21 protein-coding genes are annotated in these 17,816 nt (G+C 39.2%); 7 read left to right on the forward strand and 14 right to left on the reverse strand.

The features are described from left to right. Genes scpA through udk form a run of 5 tightly spaced genes read right to left on the reverse strand, consistent with a single transcriptional unit; the run spans position 1 to position 4,655 of the window. Positions 1-2,154: a methylmalonyl-CoA mutase gene (gene scpA, locus VZD24_RS10145; protein ID WP_342687536.1), complete on the reverse strand. Its 2,154-nt coding sequence runs from the start codon at positions 2,152-2,154 to the stop codon at positions 1-3. Continuing rightward, positions 2,136-2,333, reverse strand: a complete 198-nt coding sequence (locus VZD24_RS10150) for a hypothetical protein (protein ID WP_279448504.1) — start codon at positions 2,331-2,333, stop codon at positions 2,136-2,138. The genes scpA and VZD24_RS10150 overlap by 19 nt, the downstream gene beginning before the upstream one ends. Continuing rightward, a complete protein-coding gene (locus VZD24_RS10155; RefSeq protein ID WP_342687535.1) occupies positions 2,330-3,709 on the reverse strand; it encodes a methylmalonyl-CoA mutase subunit beta in 1,380 nt (459 codons plus the stop codon). The genes VZD24_RS10150 and VZD24_RS10155 overlap by 4 nt, the downstream gene beginning before the upstream one ends. After that, the gene (locus VZD24_RS10160) at positions 3,706-4,038 is read right to left on the reverse strand and encodes an FtsB family cell division protein (protein ID WP_279448508.1); all 333 of its coding nucleotides are present in this window, start codon (positions 4,036-4,038) and stop codon (positions 3,706-3,708) included. Before VZD24_RS10160 ends, VZD24_RS10155 begins: the two co-directional genes overlap by 4 nt. After that, positions 4,035-4,655 carry a uridine kinase gene (udk, locus tag VZD24_RS10165; protein WP_279448509.1) on the reverse strand — a complete coding sequence of 207 codons (621 nt, stop codon included), beginning with the start codon at positions 4,653-4,655 and terminating at the stop codon, positions 4,035-4,037. The genes VZD24_RS10160 and udk overlap by 4 nt, the downstream gene beginning before the upstream one ends. 149 nt (positions 4,656-4,804) lie before the next feature. Here udk and VZD24_RS10170 point away from each other — a divergent pair, with 149 nt between their 5' ends. Continuing rightward, complete coding sequence (locus VZD24_RS10170; protein ID WP_279448511.1) at positions 4,805-5,446, forward strand: WbqC family protein; 642 nt, start codon at positions 4,805-4,807, stop codon at positions 5,444-5,446. 31 nt (positions 5,447-5,477) lie between these two features. On the opposite strand, the gene VZD24_RS10175 is transcribed toward VZD24_RS10170, so the two are convergent. The 7 genes from VZD24_RS10175 to VZD24_RS10205 all read right to left on the reverse strand — a co-directional run bounded on the left by VZD24_RS10175 (position 5,478) and on the right by VZD24_RS10205 (position 11,808). Beyond that, positions 5,478-6,494: an endonuclease/exonuclease/phosphatase family protein gene (locus VZD24_RS10175; protein WP_342687534.1), complete on the reverse strand. Its 1,017-nt coding sequence runs from the start codon at positions 6,492-6,494 to the stop codon at positions 5,478-5,480. A 3-nt stretch (positions 6,495-6,497) separates the two neighbouring features. Beyond that, positions 6,498-7,373, reverse strand: coding sequence for a rhomboid family intramembrane serine protease (locus VZD24_RS10180; protein WP_279448514.1), 876 nt, complete (start codon positions 7,371-7,373; stop codon positions 6,498-6,500). 2 nt (positions 7,374-7,375) lie between these two features. Continuing rightward, entirely contained in the window at positions 7,376-8,110 is a 735-nt protein-coding gene (locus tag VZD24_RS10185; protein ID WP_279448515.1) for a rhomboid family intramembrane serine protease, read from the reverse strand. Continuing rightward, positions 8,111-9,982, reverse strand: coding sequence for a DNA mismatch repair endonuclease MutL (gene mutL, locus VZD24_RS10190; RefSeq protein ID WP_342687533.1), 1,872 nt, complete (start codon positions 9,980-9,982; stop codon positions 8,111-8,113). Between the two features lie 6 nt (positions 9,983-9,988). Next, positions 9,989-10,273, reverse strand: coding sequence for a riboflavin synthase subunit beta (locus VZD24_RS10195; protein WP_279448519.1), 285 nt, complete (start codon positions 10,271-10,273; stop codon positions 9,989-9,991). Positions 10,274-10,542: 269 nt separating this feature from the next. Further along, positions 10,543-11,040 (reverse strand): 6,7-dimethyl-8-ribityllumazine synthase, encoded by a 498-nt coding sequence (gene ribH / locus VZD24_RS10200; protein WP_279448521.1) that lies wholly within the window; start codon positions 11,038-11,040, stop codon positions 10,543-10,545. Further along, a complete protein-coding gene (locus tag VZD24_RS10205) occupies positions 11,041-11,808 on the reverse strand; it encodes a tetratricopeptide repeat protein (protein ID WP_279448523.1) in 768 nt (255 codons plus the stop codon). Positions 11,809-12,119: 311 nt separating this feature from the next. Between VZD24_RS10205 and recF the strand changes: the two genes are divergently transcribed. The 3 genes from recF to VZD24_RS10220 all read left to right on the forward strand — a co-directional run bounded on the left by recF (position 12,120) and on the right by VZD24_RS10220 (position 14,089). Continuing rightward, the gene (recF, locus tag VZD24_RS10210; protein ID WP_279448525.1) at positions 12,120-13,205 is read left to right on the forward strand and encodes a DNA replication/repair protein RecF; all 1,086 of its coding nucleotides are present in this window, start codon (positions 12,120-12,122) and stop codon (positions 13,203-13,205) included. 118 nt (positions 13,206-13,323) lie between these two features. Continuing rightward, positions 13,324-13,791, forward strand: a complete 468-nt coding sequence (locus VZD24_RS10215; RefSeq protein WP_342687531.1) for a lipocalin-like domain-containing protein — start codon at positions 13,324-13,326, stop codon at positions 13,789-13,791. Position 13,792: 1 nt separating this feature from the next. Beyond that, positions 13,793-14,089, forward strand: a complete 297-nt coding sequence (locus VZD24_RS10220; RefSeq protein ID WP_279448528.1) for a DciA family protein — start codon at positions 13,793-13,795, stop codon at positions 14,087-14,089. 95 nt (positions 14,090-14,184) lie between these two features. On the opposite strand, the gene VZD24_RS10225 is transcribed toward VZD24_RS10220, so the two are convergent. Beyond that, positions 14,185-14,604: a nucleoside-diphosphate kinase gene (locus VZD24_RS10225; protein WP_342687530.1), complete on the reverse strand. Its 420-nt coding sequence runs from the start codon at positions 14,602-14,604 to the stop codon at positions 14,185-14,187. Positions 14,605-14,747: 143 nt separating this feature from the next. Between VZD24_RS10225 and VZD24_RS10230 the strand changes: the two genes are divergently transcribed. Genes VZD24_RS10230 through VZD24_RS10240 form a run of 3 tightly spaced genes read left to right on the forward strand, consistent with a single transcriptional unit; the run spans position 14,748 to position 17,434 of the window. Then, positions 14,748-15,773 (forward strand): DHH family phosphoesterase, encoded by a 1,026-nt coding sequence (locus VZD24_RS10230; protein WP_342687529.1) that lies wholly within the window; start codon positions 14,748-14,750, stop codon positions 15,771-15,773. Next, a complete protein-coding gene (gene gldI / locus VZD24_RS10235; protein WP_279448535.1) occupies positions 15,763-16,311 on the forward strand; it encodes a gliding motility-associated peptidyl-prolyl isomerase GldI in 549 nt (182 codons plus the stop codon). The genes VZD24_RS10230 and gldI overlap by 11 nt, the downstream gene beginning before the upstream one ends. Positions 16,312-16,327: 16 nt before the next feature. After that, the gene (locus VZD24_RS10240) at positions 16,328-17,434 is read left to right on the forward strand and encodes a peptidylprolyl isomerase (protein WP_342687527.1); all 1,107 of its coding nucleotides are present in this window, start codon (positions 16,328-16,330) and stop codon (positions 17,432-17,434) included. 119 nt (positions 17,435-17,553) lie between these two features. On the opposite strand, the gene VZD24_RS10245 is transcribed toward VZD24_RS10240, so the two are convergent. Beyond that, the coding region (locus tag VZD24_RS10245; protein WP_342687526.1) for a T9SS type A sorting domain-containing protein at positions 17,554-17,816 on the reverse strand (263 nt) is incomplete at its 5' end.

The following is a 17,816-nucleotide window of genomic DNA, read 5'->3' on the forward strand; positions in this document are numbered from 1 at the left end:
TTATTCTTCCACCCCGGCAATCAAAACCCCCAACATCTCAATAGCGGCATCACTAATACGTGTGCCGGGGCCATAAACGGCCACTGCGCCGGCATCAAAAAGGTATTGGTAGTCCTGCGCGGGTATCACGCCGCCCACGATGACCATAATGTCTTCGCGACCGTACTTTTTTAGCGCCTCAATAACCTGTGGCACGAGGGTTTTGTGGCCTGCGGCGAGGGAGGAAACGCCCAGGATGTGCACGTCGTTTTCCACGGCCTGTTTGGCGGCTTCGGCTGGGGTTTGGAAGAGTGGGCCTATGTCCACGTCAAAACCTACATCGGCATAGCCAGTGGCTACTACCTTGGCGCCGCGGTCGTGGCCGTCCTGCCCCATTTTGGCAATCATAATACGGGGGCGGCGGCCTTCAAGTTCGGCGAACTTGTCTGCCATTTGCCTTGCCTTATCAAAACTTGGGTCCTTTTTCATCTCTTTGCTATATACACCGCTAAAGGAGCGTATTTGTGCCTTATACCTACCGAATTCCTTTTCCATCGCGCTGGAAATTTCACCCAAGGTTGCCCTGTGGCGCGCGGCTTCTACGGCTAAAGCTAATAAATTTCCTCGACCTGTTTTGGCACAGTCGGTAATATCTGCCAAAGCTTTCTTAACTTTTTCGCTGTCGCGGGTGGCTTTTATTCGCTCAAGTCGCTCAATCTGGGAGGTACGCACTTTTTGGTTGTCCACATCCAAAATCTGAAGTGGGTCTTCCTTCGCCAGTCTATATTTATTTACGCCAACAATAATATCTTGTCCGCTATCAATTCGCGCTTGCTTTCTTGCGGAAGCTTCCTCTATGCGAAGTTTGGGGATTCCTGCCTCAATTGCTTTGGTCATCCCGCCCAACTCTTCTACTTCTTCTATAAGCGCCCAAGCTTTATTGGCAATTTCATTAGTAAGGTTTTCCACATAATAACTGCCCGCCCAAGGATCTACCGTTTTGGTGATTAAAGTTTCAGTTTGAAGAAAAATCTGCGTATTTCGCGCTATTCGAGCCGAAAAATCTGTTGGTAGCGCAATGGCTTCATCCAATGCATTGGTGTGCAACGATTGCGTTCCCCCAAAAACTGCAGCCGCTGCTTCAATAACAGTACGAGCAACATTGTTAAAGGGATCTTGTTCGGTAAGGCTCCAACCGCTTGTTTGGCAATGCGTACGTAGCGAAAGCGATTTTTCACTTTTAGGGTTGAACTGTTTTACAATTTTTGCCCATAACATTCTTGCGGCTCGCATTTTAGCGATTTCCATAAAATGGTTCATTCCTATGCCCCAAAAAAAAGAAAGACGGGGAGCAAAGGTATCTATATCCATTCCGGCTTTTAACCCAGTGCGAATATACTCTAAACCATCTGCAAGGGTGTATGCCAGTTCAATATCTGCGGTAGCTCCCGCTTCCTGCATATGATAACCCGAAATAGAAATACTATTAAATTTCGGCATATTTTTGGACGTAAACTCAAAAATATCGCTTATAATTTTCATGGATGGTGTAGGTGGATATATATACGTATTTCGCACCATAAACTCCTTTAAGATGTCATTTTGAATTGTTCCCGCCAGATCATTTGGAGAAACGCCCTGTTCTTCCGCGGCAACAATATAAAAAGCCATAATAGGAAGCACGGCGCCATTCATCGTCATGGAAACACTCATTTTGTCGAGCGGAATTTGATCGAATAAAATTTTCATATCCTCCACACTATCTATGGCTACGCCCGCTTTGCCTACATCGCCCTCTACTCTGGGATGGTCGCTATCATAGCCTCTATGCGTTGCAAGATCAAAAGCTACCGATAGTCCTTTTTGGCCTGCGGCAAGGTTTCTTCTATAAAAAGCATTGCTATCTTCTGCCGTTGAAAAACCTGCGTATTGGCGAATCGTCCAAGGGCGGCGCACATACATGGTTGAATATGGACCCCGAAGATTTGGTGCTATTCCGGCAACGAAATTTAAATGTTTAATACTAGCCGTATCTTCTTTGTCGTAATGCTTCTTAATCTCGATATCTTCAGCCGTCAAAAAGGTTTCAGACTCGCTATGTTTAGGTACATCCGTGTTCTTTTTTCCGTCGTCAAATTTTTTCAATTCTATGTGCTCTAAACTTCTCCTATCCATACTTGTTCAATACTTTCCCAACCCATAAATATTCCAAAACCGATTAATATTATTGAAATAATTACAATAAGCAAACGGAAATATTTATGAGATGATAATTTTTTATAACGAATGAGGAGTGCTAATCCGAGGACTATAAAGAGGACTCCTACTGCGGTACCTAATACTTCATTGTTCATAATTCTTGATTTAAACGTTGTTGTTCAGTGATTTCAGCAATTCTTTTTTCAACAATTGGGGCAATTAGGGTTTTTATCGGGTTGTGTTTTACAAAAGGGTAGAGTTCCAAATCGTCTTTCATCCGGTCGTTTTTGTTGGGATGGTAATTGGTACCCAACAATTTAATTTGGCCGCTATCAAAAAGCTCTTGTTCCTTTTCGGCACTTTTCTTAATTTTTTTCTGAATTATTCCTTCTTTTAATTGCTGAAGAAAGCCGCCGCCTTTTTCTATTTCTTTAAATAGTAGCAGTGCTTTTTCGGCAAGTTCATCGGTTAAACTTTCAATGTAATACGTGCCATCAGCGGGATTGCTTACGGCATCAAAGTAACTCTCGTGTTTTAAAATAAGCAATTGGTTTCGGGAAATCCGTTCGCCAAATTCGTTGCTTTTATGGTACAACGCGTCATAAGGTATGTTGTAAATCGTGTTTGCACCACCCAAAATAGCACTCATACATTCAGTTGTACTGCGCAGCAAGTTTACGTTAAAATCGTAAAGTGTTTTGTTGCGTTTGGAAGGCGAGGCAATAATGTGGCAAGTTTCATTTGCGCCATATTCTTTTGCCAATGTTGCGTATAGTTTACGCAGGGCTCTAATTTTTGCAATTTCGAAAAAGTAGTTTGGACCTGTGGCAATTTTGAACGTAAGCAATGATCTGTGGACTGCGCTCGAGGTAATAGAAAAATGGTTTAGGTATTCATTGGCATGAGCCAGTGCATAGGCCAATTGCTGAACAATAGTTGCACCTGCGTTTTGGTATAAACTTACATCTACTGCCAAAAGGTTTTGCGCCGAGTTTTCTTTATAAATACGGTCTAGAATTTCGTGGTCCGTTTTTAGATTATGGAACCAATTGCCAGTGCGGGACAGGTTTCCTATTATATCGAGATTGTAAAAAACCGTTGCTTTTTTTTCTGAAAAGAAATTGATTAGCTTTTTGCAAAATGCTTCGGAAAGAAATAACATTTCAAAATATACGGTAACCTTTTCAAAAGGAAAGTTTTTAAAAACAGCGGCCGGTTCAAAATCTTTTGCTGCGGTAAAAAATATTGCCTCTGCGCCTCTGTTTACAGCATCTATAGCAATATTGTTGGCTATTTGCGCTTCATCGATAAATATTTTTTGGGCAATCTTCCACGAATTTGGCTGCCCGGGAATGGGCTGAAAATTTTCGTTACTATCATCTGCATGGTAAAAAGGTTTCACATTTATCCCTTCAGCGCTTTGCCAGACCAAGGTTTCGTTGTAGTCCGCACCCTTTAAATCGAACTGAATCTGCTGTTTCCACTGTTTTGCAGAAACCTCATCGAAATCTTCAAATAGAAATTTATTCATCGCTTTTCTTCTTTTTTGATGCTGTCTTCGTGTTCAATTATATAAATATCTTCGTTCTCTTTTTTTAAATAGTATTTCTCGCGGGCAAATTTTTCCATCTCGTTGCTATCCTTCATTTTTTCGATAAAACTTTTATCGGTATTTATTTCGTTTTGATAAAATTCAGCATTGTCCTCCAAACCATCTATTTCATTGTCCAACTCACGATGTATAAGATACGAGTTAGCGTCGAAAAAAATCATCCAAACAATAAACAAGACTAAAATAAGCACGTATTTATTGCTTATAAATCTAAACCATTTGTTTTGTTTTAATTCAGAAAATTTCACGATTCGGAGTAACTAATTTTTTGATGAATAATACTTCTTATAACGTCTATTGCTACGGTGTTGTATTTATTTGTAGGAATAATAATATCTGCAAATTCCTTTGTTGGCTCGATAAACTGCAGGTGCATAGGTTTTAGCGTTGTTTGGTAGCGATGCAACACTTCTTCCAAATCGCGACCTCGAGTGGCAATGTCTCGTTTTAATCTACGTATTAAACGTTCGTCGCTGTCTGCGTGTACAAAGATTTTAATGTCAAACATATCACGAATATCTGGATGCGACAAAATCAAAATTCCCTCTACGATTATTACCTTTTTAGGGTAGGTTGTTATTGTTTCGCCAGTTCTATTGTGCTCCACAAACGAATATACCGGTTGTTCAAAAGCATTTCCCTCCCTTAGTTTTTTTAGATGGCATACCAATAAATCGAAGTCAATGGCTTGCGGGTGGTCAAAATTAATTTCTGAACGCTCCTTCATGGAAAGATGGCTGGTATCGTGGTAATAGGAATCTTGCGAAATAACACACACTTCATCTACGGGAAGTTCTGCAACTATTTGGTCTACCACTGTTGTTTTTCCGCTGCCAGTGCCGCCAGCAATGCCAATTATAAGCATAGTTTTTAAGGTTTATACAAAGGTATAAAAAAAAGCCCCCGCACCCCCGATGGCAGAATTGAATTACACCGCATGATTTTCAATTTTTTATCTTTCATTACCGGTGCCATCTCTTTTTCTTTTTTATTTTTGAATACCTAAAGTCTCAAATGAAAACAATTCTGCTACATCCTTCCTATTTTCCGTCTATTGAACAAATGGCGGCAGTGGCTCAGGCTGAGAAAGTGGTTTTTGAAGTAGAAGATAATTACCAAAAACAAACGTATCGAAATCGCACTTTTATAGCCCACAGCAACGGAAAGTTGCTTTTAAATATTCCCATAAAACACAACAAAGCTGCCAAACGCCAAAAAACAAAAGAAGTAATTGTTGAAAATGATTTTCCGTGGCAGGAACATCATTGGCGAAGTTTACAAAGTGCGTACCGTACCTCCCCTTTTTTTGAATTTTACGAAGATGAATTGGAGGTTTTTTTTACCGAACCCGTTGGCCATTTGTTAGCGCACAATCTGAAAATTTTTGAATTTTTATGCGATATTATTGGCATTGAGGTTGAAGTTGCCAAAAGCACCTCATTCGAAAAAGTACCTGCCATTACCGATTTGCGTATTTTGGTAAATGCCAAGAGAAAATCTGCCTTTCAACCGAACACCTATACGCAAGTTCATCAGGCAAATCATCCCTTTTTGCCAAATCTTTCGGTTTTGGATTTGCTTTTCAATGAAGGACCAAATACGCTCAATTATTTAGAAAATGCCCAACTTCCCGCAAATTCTACCCCCGACAGCTAGCATTTACAAATTCTTATATTTTTCAAAAAGGCTACCACCCCACCGTTGCTTGAACCGCGTGGTGATCAGAAAATGTATTTTTTACAGTTTCAAAAGTTAGCACATCCAAACCTTCTGACGCAAAAATATAATCTATTCGCATCGGGAATTTTTCAAACATAAAGGTAGTTCCCAAGCCGTTGCCGCGTTCGCGGAATGCATCTTGCATACCGTCCTTTAACTTTCGATAGATGTACGAAAAAGGCGTATTGTTAAAATCGCCGCAGATTAGCACGTGATTGTTTGTATTTGCTTTATGCTCCAAAATAGAAGCAACTTGTTCCTGCTGTTTGTCAAACGCCAGCGAAACGCGTTTTCGGAGTTTTTCGTTGTCGCTTTCCTGCAAAAAACTCACCCGCGGTATAATGCCGAGGGATTGCAAGTGAAGACTATAAATTCTTATGGAATCTGTTCCTTTAATCACATCGGCGTAAAGCGTATTATTATAAGTTCCTTTAAAATCGAATGCCCCAGTATTTGCTAACGGATATTTAGAAAATATAGCGTGACCCAATTTGGCCTTTTCAGATTTAAAGTGAATATATTGAAACGGATATGCCGAAAAATTTATGCCATTGGGTTTGTAAAATTCCTGAATACAAACAACATCCGGATTTTGTTCCTCGAGCAAAGCTGAAAATGTTTTAAAGGCTTCACCATTTGTATCTTTTTCATACGCATTAAACAAGCGTACATTGTACGATAGCACTTTTAAAGTGTTTTTGTATTGCGAAGTATCACCCTGCGAAGAAACTTCATAAAAAACATTAAAGTAAAAGTACGAAATAACCAACACGGTAAACGACACAAAAAATCGTCTGCGCAATTGAAAAGCCCAATAAACGGCAAAAAGAATATTCAGTATAATTAGTAAAGAAACAAACAAGCTCAGTAAAGCGAGTTCGGGGAACGTTTTTGGAGGTAGATAGGGCAGAATAAATGACACTAACAAAAGAAATGCCGTAAGCAGATTGCCCCAGTAAATCATTTTATTGAGAAACTTCCGCATGGATTACTCGTCTTTTCCAGCCTTAAAAAGAAAGTCTTTTTCCGCTTTGGTTAAACTATCGTACCCGCTCTTTCCAATTTTATCTAAAATGCCATCCACTTTTTTTTGATGTTCAGATTTAGACGCTTTAGACTTAGACTGAGTGGAAGCGGTTTTTGTGTTTCGGTGAACCGTTTTAAACGGTTTTTTACTTCTTGGTTTAAAGAAATTGGCAATCCAATCCATAAAGTTTTCAAACCATTTTCCTATATCGTTTCCTTTTGCCAATTGCACGGCATACACATATCCAAATATAGCGCCACCCACGTGAGCCATTAAGCCACCTGCATTTCCTGAAGAAGGTATTCGCACCAAATCCAAAAGAAATAAAACTAAAGCAATATGCCAAAGTTTTATGGTGAAGGTAAAAATACGCACCTCGGTATTTGGCGTGTAAGTAGCTATAAAAACCATAATTGCAGTTACAGCGCCCGAAGCCCCAATTAAAAATCCCCGGCTCTGCGCAAAAGCAGGAAAGAGATTATAAGCTATTACAAAAAGCAAACCGCCAAAAAGCGCACCCAGTAAATAAATAGTGAGCAGTCGTTTACCGGTAAATAAGTTTAAAACAAATTGCCCGAACCAATACAACCACAGCATATTAAACAAAATATGTAAAAACCCATAATGAAGAAAGCCGTACGTAATTAACGTCCACGGACGAAACAAAAGGGTGTCAAAATCATCGCTCAATACAAACCAACGCGTGGCATATTGTGGGCTCATATTTAAGATAAATGACCCTAAATAAACCAATAGATATACCACTACATTTATTACAATGAGCTTCACCAAGATATTGGCGGTTTTGTATTTATATGATAGACTGGTTGCTGCCATAGTTAATTCCAACGATGGTTATCAAAACTGTTCTTTTTCCAGTACCAAGCCATCACAAAACCGAAGAGCGCGCCACCAATATGCGCCCAATGCGCTATACCAGTTGGTGTTCCTGTAATTCCAAAAATTACATCCAATAAAATAATGCCGGGAATAAAGTACTTTGCTTTTATAGGAATTGGCAAGAAAATAAGCATTAATTCAACGTTTGGAAATAGCAATCCGAAAGCGACCAAAACACCATACACCGCTCCCGAAGCTCCTAAGGCCATTCCGTTATATGTATTATACATGCCCTGAATAGTATCTTGCGAAACAAAATCTAAAATTGAAGTATTATACCTCCCAGTGTTTAGGAGTTCCATAATTTGTTCCTGGCCCATTCCGGCACTTAGCAGCGCCTCCATACCGCTGTGCAATTGGTAGTAATTCACCAAACTATAAATCAAAGCCGAACCTAGCCCCGCCGAAAAGTAAAAAAACAGGAACTTTTTTTGCCCCCAACGCATTTCCAAAGGCGAACCAAAAGCCCAAAGTGCATACATGTTAAAAAGTATATGGAAAAAATTGGCATGCATAAACATGGATGTCACTGGTTGCCAATACTGGAAGCTCGGATTTTCAAAATAGTATAAAGCAAAAAGTCGCTCTGCCACGCCCCCAGTAAATTGCGAGCCTATAAAAAAGAGGACATTAAGAATTAGTAAAAATTTTACAGTATCGGTTATTCTTCCCATTTACATAAATTTTTTATCGAGATCACTCACATCGAGTGTGGTGAAAACAGGCTTGTTTGTTGGGCTAACGGTTGGTTCTTTACAAGCAAAAAGTTGATTGATTAAATGCTCACGTTCTTCTTTATTTAAGGAAACACCAGATTTAATTGCCATACTCGCCGCCATTGATTTTGCCAACATATCGTTCTGGCTAAATCCAGTATCGGGTACTTCTTCTTTAATATCGTGCACCAATTGGCTAAGCAAATTTACAACATGGCTCTCTAGTATTTGTACTGGAATACCACTTATCTCAATAGTTTCATCTTTTAATTCTGAAAAAATAAAACCTGTGTGCTCCAGTTGTTCCCGTACTTTTTCAATAATGGCTACATCGGGTTTGGAAAAATGTAACTCCAACGGAAACAATAATTGCTGGCTAACAGCTTCTTTTACCGTTATATTCTTTAGCAACTCTTCGTATAAAACACGTTGGTGCGCCAAGTTTTGATGAATAACCATCATTCCGTTTTTCAACGGGCTTACAATGTATTTATTTTGAAGTTGCAGGGTTACCTGTCCTGTCTCGGTTTCTTTACTTTCAAAAATACTTCCGGTTACTTCTTCACTTTCAAATTCCATTTCCATTTCGGCTTCGGTGGAGGACCGCAGGCCAGATGGGTGTGCATGGCCGGAATCATCTTTTAATCCCACGTAAAGCGATTCCCACGAAGGTGATACCTCTCTTTTAAACGGAAATTTAATATTGCCCTGCTTAGCCCTTTCCTGAAACGGATTAAAATCTCTATCCACTTCTATGGAAGGTGCCGTGGGCGATTTTTTGCTGTATTCGTACGGCGTGTCAAAGCCTTTATCTCTTTCAAAATCTAATACTGGCGCGATGTTAAATTGCCCTAAACTGTGTTTAACCGTAGCGCGTAGCATAGCATAAATAGCATGCTCATCATCAAATTTTATTTCGGTTTTTGTTGGGTGTATATTTATATCTATAGAATGCGGATCTACCTCCAAAAATAAAAAGTAACCAGGATGCACGTCGTTTTTCATCAAACCTTCAAAAGCCGATGAAACGGCGTGGTGTAGATATGGGCTTTTTATAAAGCGGTCATTCACAAAAAAAAACTGCTCCCCCCTACTCTTTTTACTGTATTCAGGTTTCATTACAAAACCTTCAATTTTAATTATTTCGGTTTCTTCGCTTACGGGTACCAGCTTTTCGTTGGTTTTGCTTCCGAAAATATGAACAATCCGTTGCCGTGAATTTGAAGCAGGAAGGTTAAAAACATCGCTTCCGTTGTGCAACATCTGAAAAGACACCGTTGGATGCGCCAAAGCCACTCGATGAAATTCGTCAATAATATGGCGTGTTTCTACGGGATTGCTCTTTAAAAAATTTCGTCTGGCGGGAATATTGTAAAATAGATTTTTAACCGAAATAGTAGTCCCTTTTGGCACCACTGCCGGATCTTGCGAAACAACCTTGCTTCCTTCAATTGTAAGGTGGGTTCCTATTTCTGAAGTATCGGTTCTTGTTTTTAGCTCAACATGGGCAATTGCCGCGATAGATGCCAACGCTTCGCCACGAAACCCTTTGGTGTGAAGGTTGAAGAGATCTTCAGCCGATTTAATTTTTGAAGTCGCATGCCGTTCAAAGCTTAAACGGGCATCGGTAATACTCATTCCCGAGCCGTTGTCTGTAACCTGTACAAGGGTTTTTCCCGCGTCTTTTACAACCAAAGTAATGTCCGTCGCTTTTGCGTCAATGGCATTTTCGAGCAGCTCTTTCACTACCGAAGCGGGTCGCTGAACAACTTCCCCAGCTGCAATTTGATTCGCAACGTGATCTGGTAATAACTGAATAATGTCTGCCATTAAAATTTATGCGTAGAAAATAGATAAATCAAAATCGATAATAAAGAGAAATAGAAGCACTAAAATAGAAATTATAATGAGCAACCTTCTGTTTGCGTTTCTGTCTGAAGATTGGCGCAAATCTGCCCATGCGGTTATAAATTTTCCCTTTAAACCTTTGTTGTCGCCAACCGTGGTTCTAAACTCATCAAATTTATGCCCCATGGAAAAAGGGCTACCATCACCGTCATACTCATAATGACGTGGTTTGTAGCTATACTTCTTATTTTTTCGCTTGCTTATAAGTCCCATAATTGTCGTGCTTCAAAGTTACAGAAAATAGAGTGTTTTCTAAAACGTTTCCGAAGCTTGTTTTAAACAATTACTGTACCATTGTCGGTTGTCGGTTGTCGGGTGTCGGGTGTCGGGTGTCGGGTGTCGGGTGTCGGTTGTCGGGTGTCGGTTGGGTGAGAAATAAGGAATTTTGAAATTCTTTGAAGTAAACTAAATTACTACATCGAGTTACTCAGAGAAAAAAAATTAATTTCTGACTTCTCCATTTCGCACTTCCAATTTAGTATTTAAAATGTCGATTCCTTCCGCAGCTGTGCCATTTTAATTGCTGCAATGGCAGCTTCCGTGCCCTTATTGCCGTGTTTACCGCCACTTCGCTCTATGGCCTGTTGCATAGTATTGTCGGTAAGTACGCAAAAAATTACGGGTATATTGCCTTGAACGTTTAAATCTTTAATGCCTTGGGCCACGGCTTCACAAACGTAGTCAAAGTGTTTTGTTTCGCCCTGAATTACGCTTCCTATTGCAATTACGGCATCCAGCATATCGTAACTCTCCGTTATTCGTTTGCAGCCGTAAATTAGTTCGTAGCTCCCAGGCACATTCCACCGTACTATATTTTCGTTTATAGCGCCACAATCTTTAAGCGCATCAAAAGCACCTTGAAACATACCTTCGGTAATGTCGTGGTTCCATTCTGAAACAACAATCCCAAACCGAAAGTCTTTCGCGTTTGGGATTGTGTTTTTATCGTAAGCCGATAAATTTGTATTTGCTGTAGCCATTTATTTTTTCATTGCCTCGGCACGCCCGGTATAAATTTCGGCTTTTGAAGCCTCGGTTGCCTTTGGATATTCGTCTGCTATTTTTTTGAAGTGCGCCAAAGCTTTATCATTTTGATTTAAAGCCATTGCTGCAATACCTGCCTTTAAAAGAAAGCGTGGCGTTGTAAAATCATTAGTGCGCATTTTGGCTGCTTCTTCGTAATATTTTAAGGCGTCTTCGTTTTGACCCAATTGTACAAATGCATCGCCAATAGCACCTTTTGCCAATGGAGCCAATATATCGTCATCGCTGCTAAATTTGTCTAATTGCGCAATGGCCTCCTGGTATTTGTTGGTGTTTAAATATGCCATTCCAGCGTAGTAATGCGCCAAATTTGCGGCATCCGTACCACCGTAGTTTTCAATAATATCTAAAAACCCATACTTGCCCTCGCCCCCTTGAAGCGAAAGATTGTAAAGCGAATCTTTAGCCGGAGCGGTTAAAGCTTGTTCCCAATAGCTCTGCGCTTGGAACATTTCGTTCATTGCCTCTGTTTCCTTTGGGCCCTTAATGTATTGATCGTATGCAAAATAACCCAACACACAAACTGCTACCACAATAATAAAAGCTAAAATGCCTTTTTGATTTTTTTCTACCCAAGCTTCGGTTTTAGATGCGCCTTCATCCAGCGTGTTAAAAACTTCTGCTGTTGTACTGTTTTCTTCTAGCTGTGCATTCTTATCAGCCTTTGTAGTTGGTTTGCCTCCGCGTTTTTTGTAGGTTGCCATAGTGTTACTATAATTTATTAAGATTCCCGCCTTCGCGGGAGTGGCGCAAAAATAAAATTTTTAATGGAATTTGAAAGGATAATATTTCTTATTTTTTAATAATTTGCAAAGCGGTTGTACATCGTTGTTACGCTGCCAAAATTATAGAAATAACACCGCATTAACAGCAACAAATATTAAAAGTAACGTTCACCCAAGGCAAAATCGCGCTAAAGCTTGTATTTTTGCTGTCCTTAAATTATTTTCATAATCAATTTTTTAATAATTTTTGTCCATCGCCGTAAGTGAAAATGTCTTATGGTACTTTTTATATGATTTTACAAAAACTATCCTTACTCAACTATAAAAATTTTGAATCTGAAACGTTTCAATTCGACCCAAAAATAAATTGTTTTGTGGGCAATAATGGCGTAGGAAAAACCAATGCACTCGATGCTATCTATCATCTTTCCTTCGGAAAAAGTTATTTTAACCCAATAACAACCCAAAATATTAAACACGGCGAAGAATTTTTTGTAGTTGAAGGCTTGTATGAGAAAAAAGAAAGTCCCGAAAAAATTGTGGTAAGCGCAAAAAAAGGGCAGAAAAAGATTATAAAGCGCAACGGGAAAATTTACGATAAATTTAGCGAGCACATAGGTTTTTTACCATTGGTGATTATTTCGCCCGCAGACAGAGATTTAATTATTGAAGGTAGCGACACACGCAGAAAGTTTATTGACGGCGTAATTTCGCAGCGCGATCCGGATTACCTAAACACCTTGCTTAAGTACAACAAAGTGCTGGCCCAGCGAAATTCCTTACTAAAATATTTTGTAGCCAACCACACGTTTAATCAGGATACAATTGATATTTACAACGAGCAACTTCATAATTTTGGCACTTTAATTTTTGGGAAGCGCATCGCGTTTTTAGAAGAATTTCTACCTATCTTTTTAAATCGATACAAATCTATAAGCAGTGGCGAGGAAAGTATAAACTTGGTGTATGAAAGTCAATTGCAGGAAAACGACTTGCTATCCCTTTTAGAAAATAATATTTCAAAAGACCGATTTTCACAGTACACCAATTTCGGGATACACAAAGACGATCTTGTTTTTGAAATTGACGGACATCCCATTAAAAAATTCGGCTCGCAGGGTCAACAAAAGTCGTATCTTATAGCTTTAAAATTGGCTCAGTTCGATTTTATAAAAAATCATTCAAAAACCAACCCGATTTTGCTATTGGATGATATTTTTGATAAATTGGACGAAACTCGGGTGGAGCATTTAATTTCCTTAGTGGACAATGAAAATTTTGGGCAGCTATTTATTAGCGACACCCACGCAGAACGTACAGAGGAAGTAATAAAAAAAGTGCATCAGACATATAAAATGTTTCCACTTAAAAGTTAATTGTTATTGATTAATTGCAAATTATTAAGCTTGGCGTCTTTGCGACTTTACGTGCAGTTTTTTCTCGCAAAGCCGCAAAGCCGCAAAGACGCTACGGCGCAAAAAAAATGTAAAAACTATGAGCTATAAATTCACATTTTTAATAATTGCAATGTTTTTCCTTTCGTGCGAAAAACCAAATCCGGAAGCACAAAAACAGAACCTCAGCGGGTATTGGGAAATTAAATCCGTTAAAATGCCCGATGGCGAAAAGAAAGAATTCACTATAAACACTGTGATGGATTATATTGAAATAAATGGTAATAGCGGCACGCGCACAAAGGTATCGCCAAACTTTGACGGAAGTTTTACAACCAATGGCGATTCTGAAAACTTCACCTTAAAAATTGAAGAAGACAGTTTGCGAATGTATTACAAAACTCCTTTTGACGCATGGAAGGAAACGGTGATTTCAGCAAAAGATAGCATGCTAACTGTTGTAAATAGAGATAATAAAATTTACACATATTCAAAATTCAAAAATTTCAATTTAGAGAGTCCAACGATTGATTATTCACAACCGGGACCTGATAACTCAAGACTTTAAAATGGCAAAACGACACGCAGAAAACATATCAATTGGAGACGCATTAAAAGAGTTTATAGGCGCAAATCGTTTAGACAAGGGCTTAGACAAAGTAAATGCAAAGGAAGCCTGGGATACGGTTATGGGCGTGGCTATTTCAAAATACACGACCGACATTAAATTAGATCGGGAAACGTTGTATGTTCAACTTTCCTCTTCGGTTTTGCGGGAAGAATTGAGTTATGGGAAAGAAAAGATAATCAAATTACTCAATGAAGAATTAAGGAAGGAATTGGTTAAGAAACTGGTTTTACGGTAAAAAAAAGACCTGTCAAGTTTTCCTCCTATGCAAAAAAGCAATGAAGTACAAGAGAAAACCTGATAGGTCTAAAATAAAAAAAAGTTTATAAACGCTTAAAACATTTCACGTCCTGCAAAATGAAAAGCACCTTCAATTGCTGCATTTTCATCGCTGTCACTGCCGTGAACAGCATTTTCACCAATAGACGCTGCGTATAATTTACGGATGGTACCTTCGGCTGCATCTGCAGGATTGGTAGCTCCAATTAATGTACGGAAATCCTCAACTGCATTTTCCTTTTCAAGAATTGCTGCAACGATTGGTCCGCGGGTCATATATTCAACCAATTCGCCATAAAATGGGCGTTCACTGTGCACTGCGTAAAATGCTTGGGCATCTTGCGTGGTCATGTGCGTAAGTTTCATCGCTACGATGCTAAAACCGGAAGCATTAATTTTTTCAAGAATGGCGCCAATGTGTCCTTTTTCAACGGCATCTGGCTTTAACATTGTAAATGTTCTGTCTGTTCTCATTTTGTTTTTTAAAATTTCGGCAAAAGTACTATTAATAGTTTAAAGCCCAAAGTTAAAAGCTTAAAGATAACTTCACTTAAAAGTTTAATTCCCCCCAAATTCTCTCTTTGGAGGTAAAGGGGCTTTTCGTATCTTCGCCCCCTATGAAAAAAGATACCGCTCAGCTTGTTGATAAACTGCTTGCTTCACCACAAAAAATAGTAATTGTGGGACATAAAAATCCAGATGGCGATGCAGTAGGGTCGTGTTTGGGACTTTCTTTTTTTCTGAAAAGTTTAGGCCATAGCGCTACCGTTATTATGCCGAACGATTTTCCAGATTTTCTGAAATGGCTTCCGGGTTGCGAAGAAATTGTTATTTATGAAAAAGATGTTCAGAAAACCAACGATATATGCAAGGCTGCCAATTTAATTTTTACCTTAGACTTTAATAGTTTAGATAGAGTGGGCGGCGAGTTACAAGTAGTTTTGGAAAACGCATCGGCAAAATTTGTAATGATAGACCACCACCAGCAGCCCGCAGATTATGCCGTAGCAACCTATAGCGATGTAAAAATGAGTTCCACTTCCGAAATGGTTTATCATTTTATGGATGCGTTGGGGAAGGCCGAAAATCTATCTGATAACATTGCCATAAATCTATACACTGGTATAATGACCGATACCGGTTCATTCCGTTTCTCTTCCACAAGTCCAACCACGCATAGGGTGGCGGCAAAATTAATTGAAGCTGGTGCAGAGAGTGCAATTATAAACCAAAATGTTTACGATACAAACAGCCCCGAACGCATGAAACTTTTGGGAGTGGCTTTAAACAATCTGGTAATTTTGCCCGAATTGCACACGGCATATATAACCCTTACCCAAAAAGATTTGGACGATCACCATTTTAAAAAAGGCGATACCGAAGGATTTGTAAATTATGCCTTATCTGTAAAAGGTATAAATTTCGCGGTCATATTTATTGAAAATAAGCAGGAAAGCATTGTAAAAATTTCGTTTAGAAGCAAAGGTAAATTCTCGGTGAACGATTTTGCGCGCAACCATTACAGCGGCGGAGGCCATATTAACGCTGCAGGCGGTAAAAGTTCGCAAGACCTTAACAAAACCATAAACGAATTTATTAGTATCTTGCCACGATATAAAAATGAACTCACAGATGCTTCATAAGCTGTTTTATAGCACATTATTTTTTGTTTTAATAATTTCGTGTAAAAGCCCGGAAGCTCGGCGTCCAGTGCAAAGTGCATCAGGTACTTTTATTAAGGAATCTGCAGAGCGAAACAAAAAAATCTACGACGAAGAGAAAAGTTATATCGAAAAAATAATGGCTCAAGACTCTACCACAGATTATATTTCGTCTGAAAACGGCTTCTGGTATTACTACAATAAAAAAGATACTACAAATACCGAAATGCCAGATTTAGGCGATATCGTTAAATTTTCTTACAATATTAAAGACTTTAACGGGAGCGTAATTCTTTCAGAACAAGAAAATGGCATACAACAATACAAGATAGACCAAAGTAACCAAGACCTAATTTCTGGTGTTCGTGAAGGTCTAAAACTTATGAAGGAAGGTGAAATTGTAACCTTTCTTTTTCCTTCCTATAAAGCTTTTGGCTATTATGGGATTGAAGCAAAACTCGGCACCAATATACCGGTGCAGAGCACAATTACTTTACATTCAATAGAACAATCAAACTAAAATTAATTTTAAAAGGATGAAAAAACTAACATTTTTATTTTTATTGCTTACCCTTGCGTTTGCCTCTTGTCAGGAAAAATATCCCGAACTTAAAGATGGCGTTTATGCCGAATTTATTACCAACAAAGGAACATTTGTTGCAAAACTTAAAAATAATACCGCCCCCCTTACGGTTTCTAACTTTGTAGCTTTGGCAGAAGGCACCAACGGTATGGTGGACTCACTTTACAAAGGAAAGCGCTTTTACGACGGCCTCACTTTTCACCGTGTTATTAAGGATTTTATGATTCAAGGTGGCGATCCAAAAGGCGATGGTTCCGGAAATCCAGGATATGCCTTCCCCGATGAGCCCAACGATTCAATTCATTTTACGGAAAAAGGATTATTGGCAATGGCCAATTCGGGCCCAGATACAAACGGTAGTCAGTTTTTTATTACATTAAAAGAAACGCCGTGGTTAAATGGTCGCCACACTATTTTTGGTGAAATTGTTTTAGGGCAGGAAGTTGTGGACTCTATAGGAAATGTGGAAACCGAGAAACCTGGCGACAAACCTAAAGAGCCCGTAATTATTGAAACAGTGAATATTATTAATAAAGGAAATGTAAAAGTTCCTTATTTCACTGAAGAAATGGCGCGACTGGAAAAACAAAAGAAAGAAAAAGAGGAGCGCATCAATAAAGTAGCAGCGCAAAAAGCCGAAGAGCTTAATGCTCTTGAAGCAAAAGCAGATTCGCTTCCTTCGGGCGTTAAAATATATTTTAATGAAAAAGGAGAAGGCCCACAACCCAAGGAAGGAGATAAAATTTTAATGAATTATGCAGGGTTTCTTTCAGACGGCCATATGTTTGACTCAAACATTCTTGAAAACGCCGAAAAGTTTGAAATGGTAAATGAAATGCGAAAAGCTGCCGGACAGTACGTCCCAGTTCCTACAGATTATAGCACGGAGGCAAAATTAATTCCAGGTTTCCGCGAAGGTCTTTTAAATATGAAGGTTGGCGATAAAGCAACCATTTTTATCCCTGCCCATTTAGCTTACGGTAAAAGAGGAATTCCAGGAGTAATACCCCCGGATTCTGAATTGATATTCAACCTAGAAATTGTTGAGATAGCGCAGTAATTGGAAAAAACTTTTAACTAAAAAAGGAACCGAGATTAGGTCAGTCATGGTCGGAAGAAAAAATCTTCCGACCATGACTGTTTTTACAGCTCCTTGTATTTGATCTTAATTTTGAAGCGTTACCGCACCACCAGCTTTTTGGTAGTACTATCATTGCCCGCTTTTAGGGTTACAAAATAGATGCCTGCCGCATAGCCCGAAACATCCAGTTTTATGACCGTTGTGTTTTCCAACGGCTCTTTGCTTTCCAAAACCTGCCCCAAGTTGTTGGAAACCGTAACCGCCAAGCCAACAAACCCTTGGTTGGGGAGGTTTATGGCAACGGTGCCGGTTGTCGGGTTGGGGTACATGGTAAAATCTTGGAGTGTTGCCGCTGCCACGC

The organism is Aequorivita flava (genome assembly GCF_038742595.1).
Lineage (GTDB): Bacteria > Bacteroidota > Bacteroidia > Flavobacteriales > Flavobacteriaceae > Aequorivita > Aequorivita marisscotiae.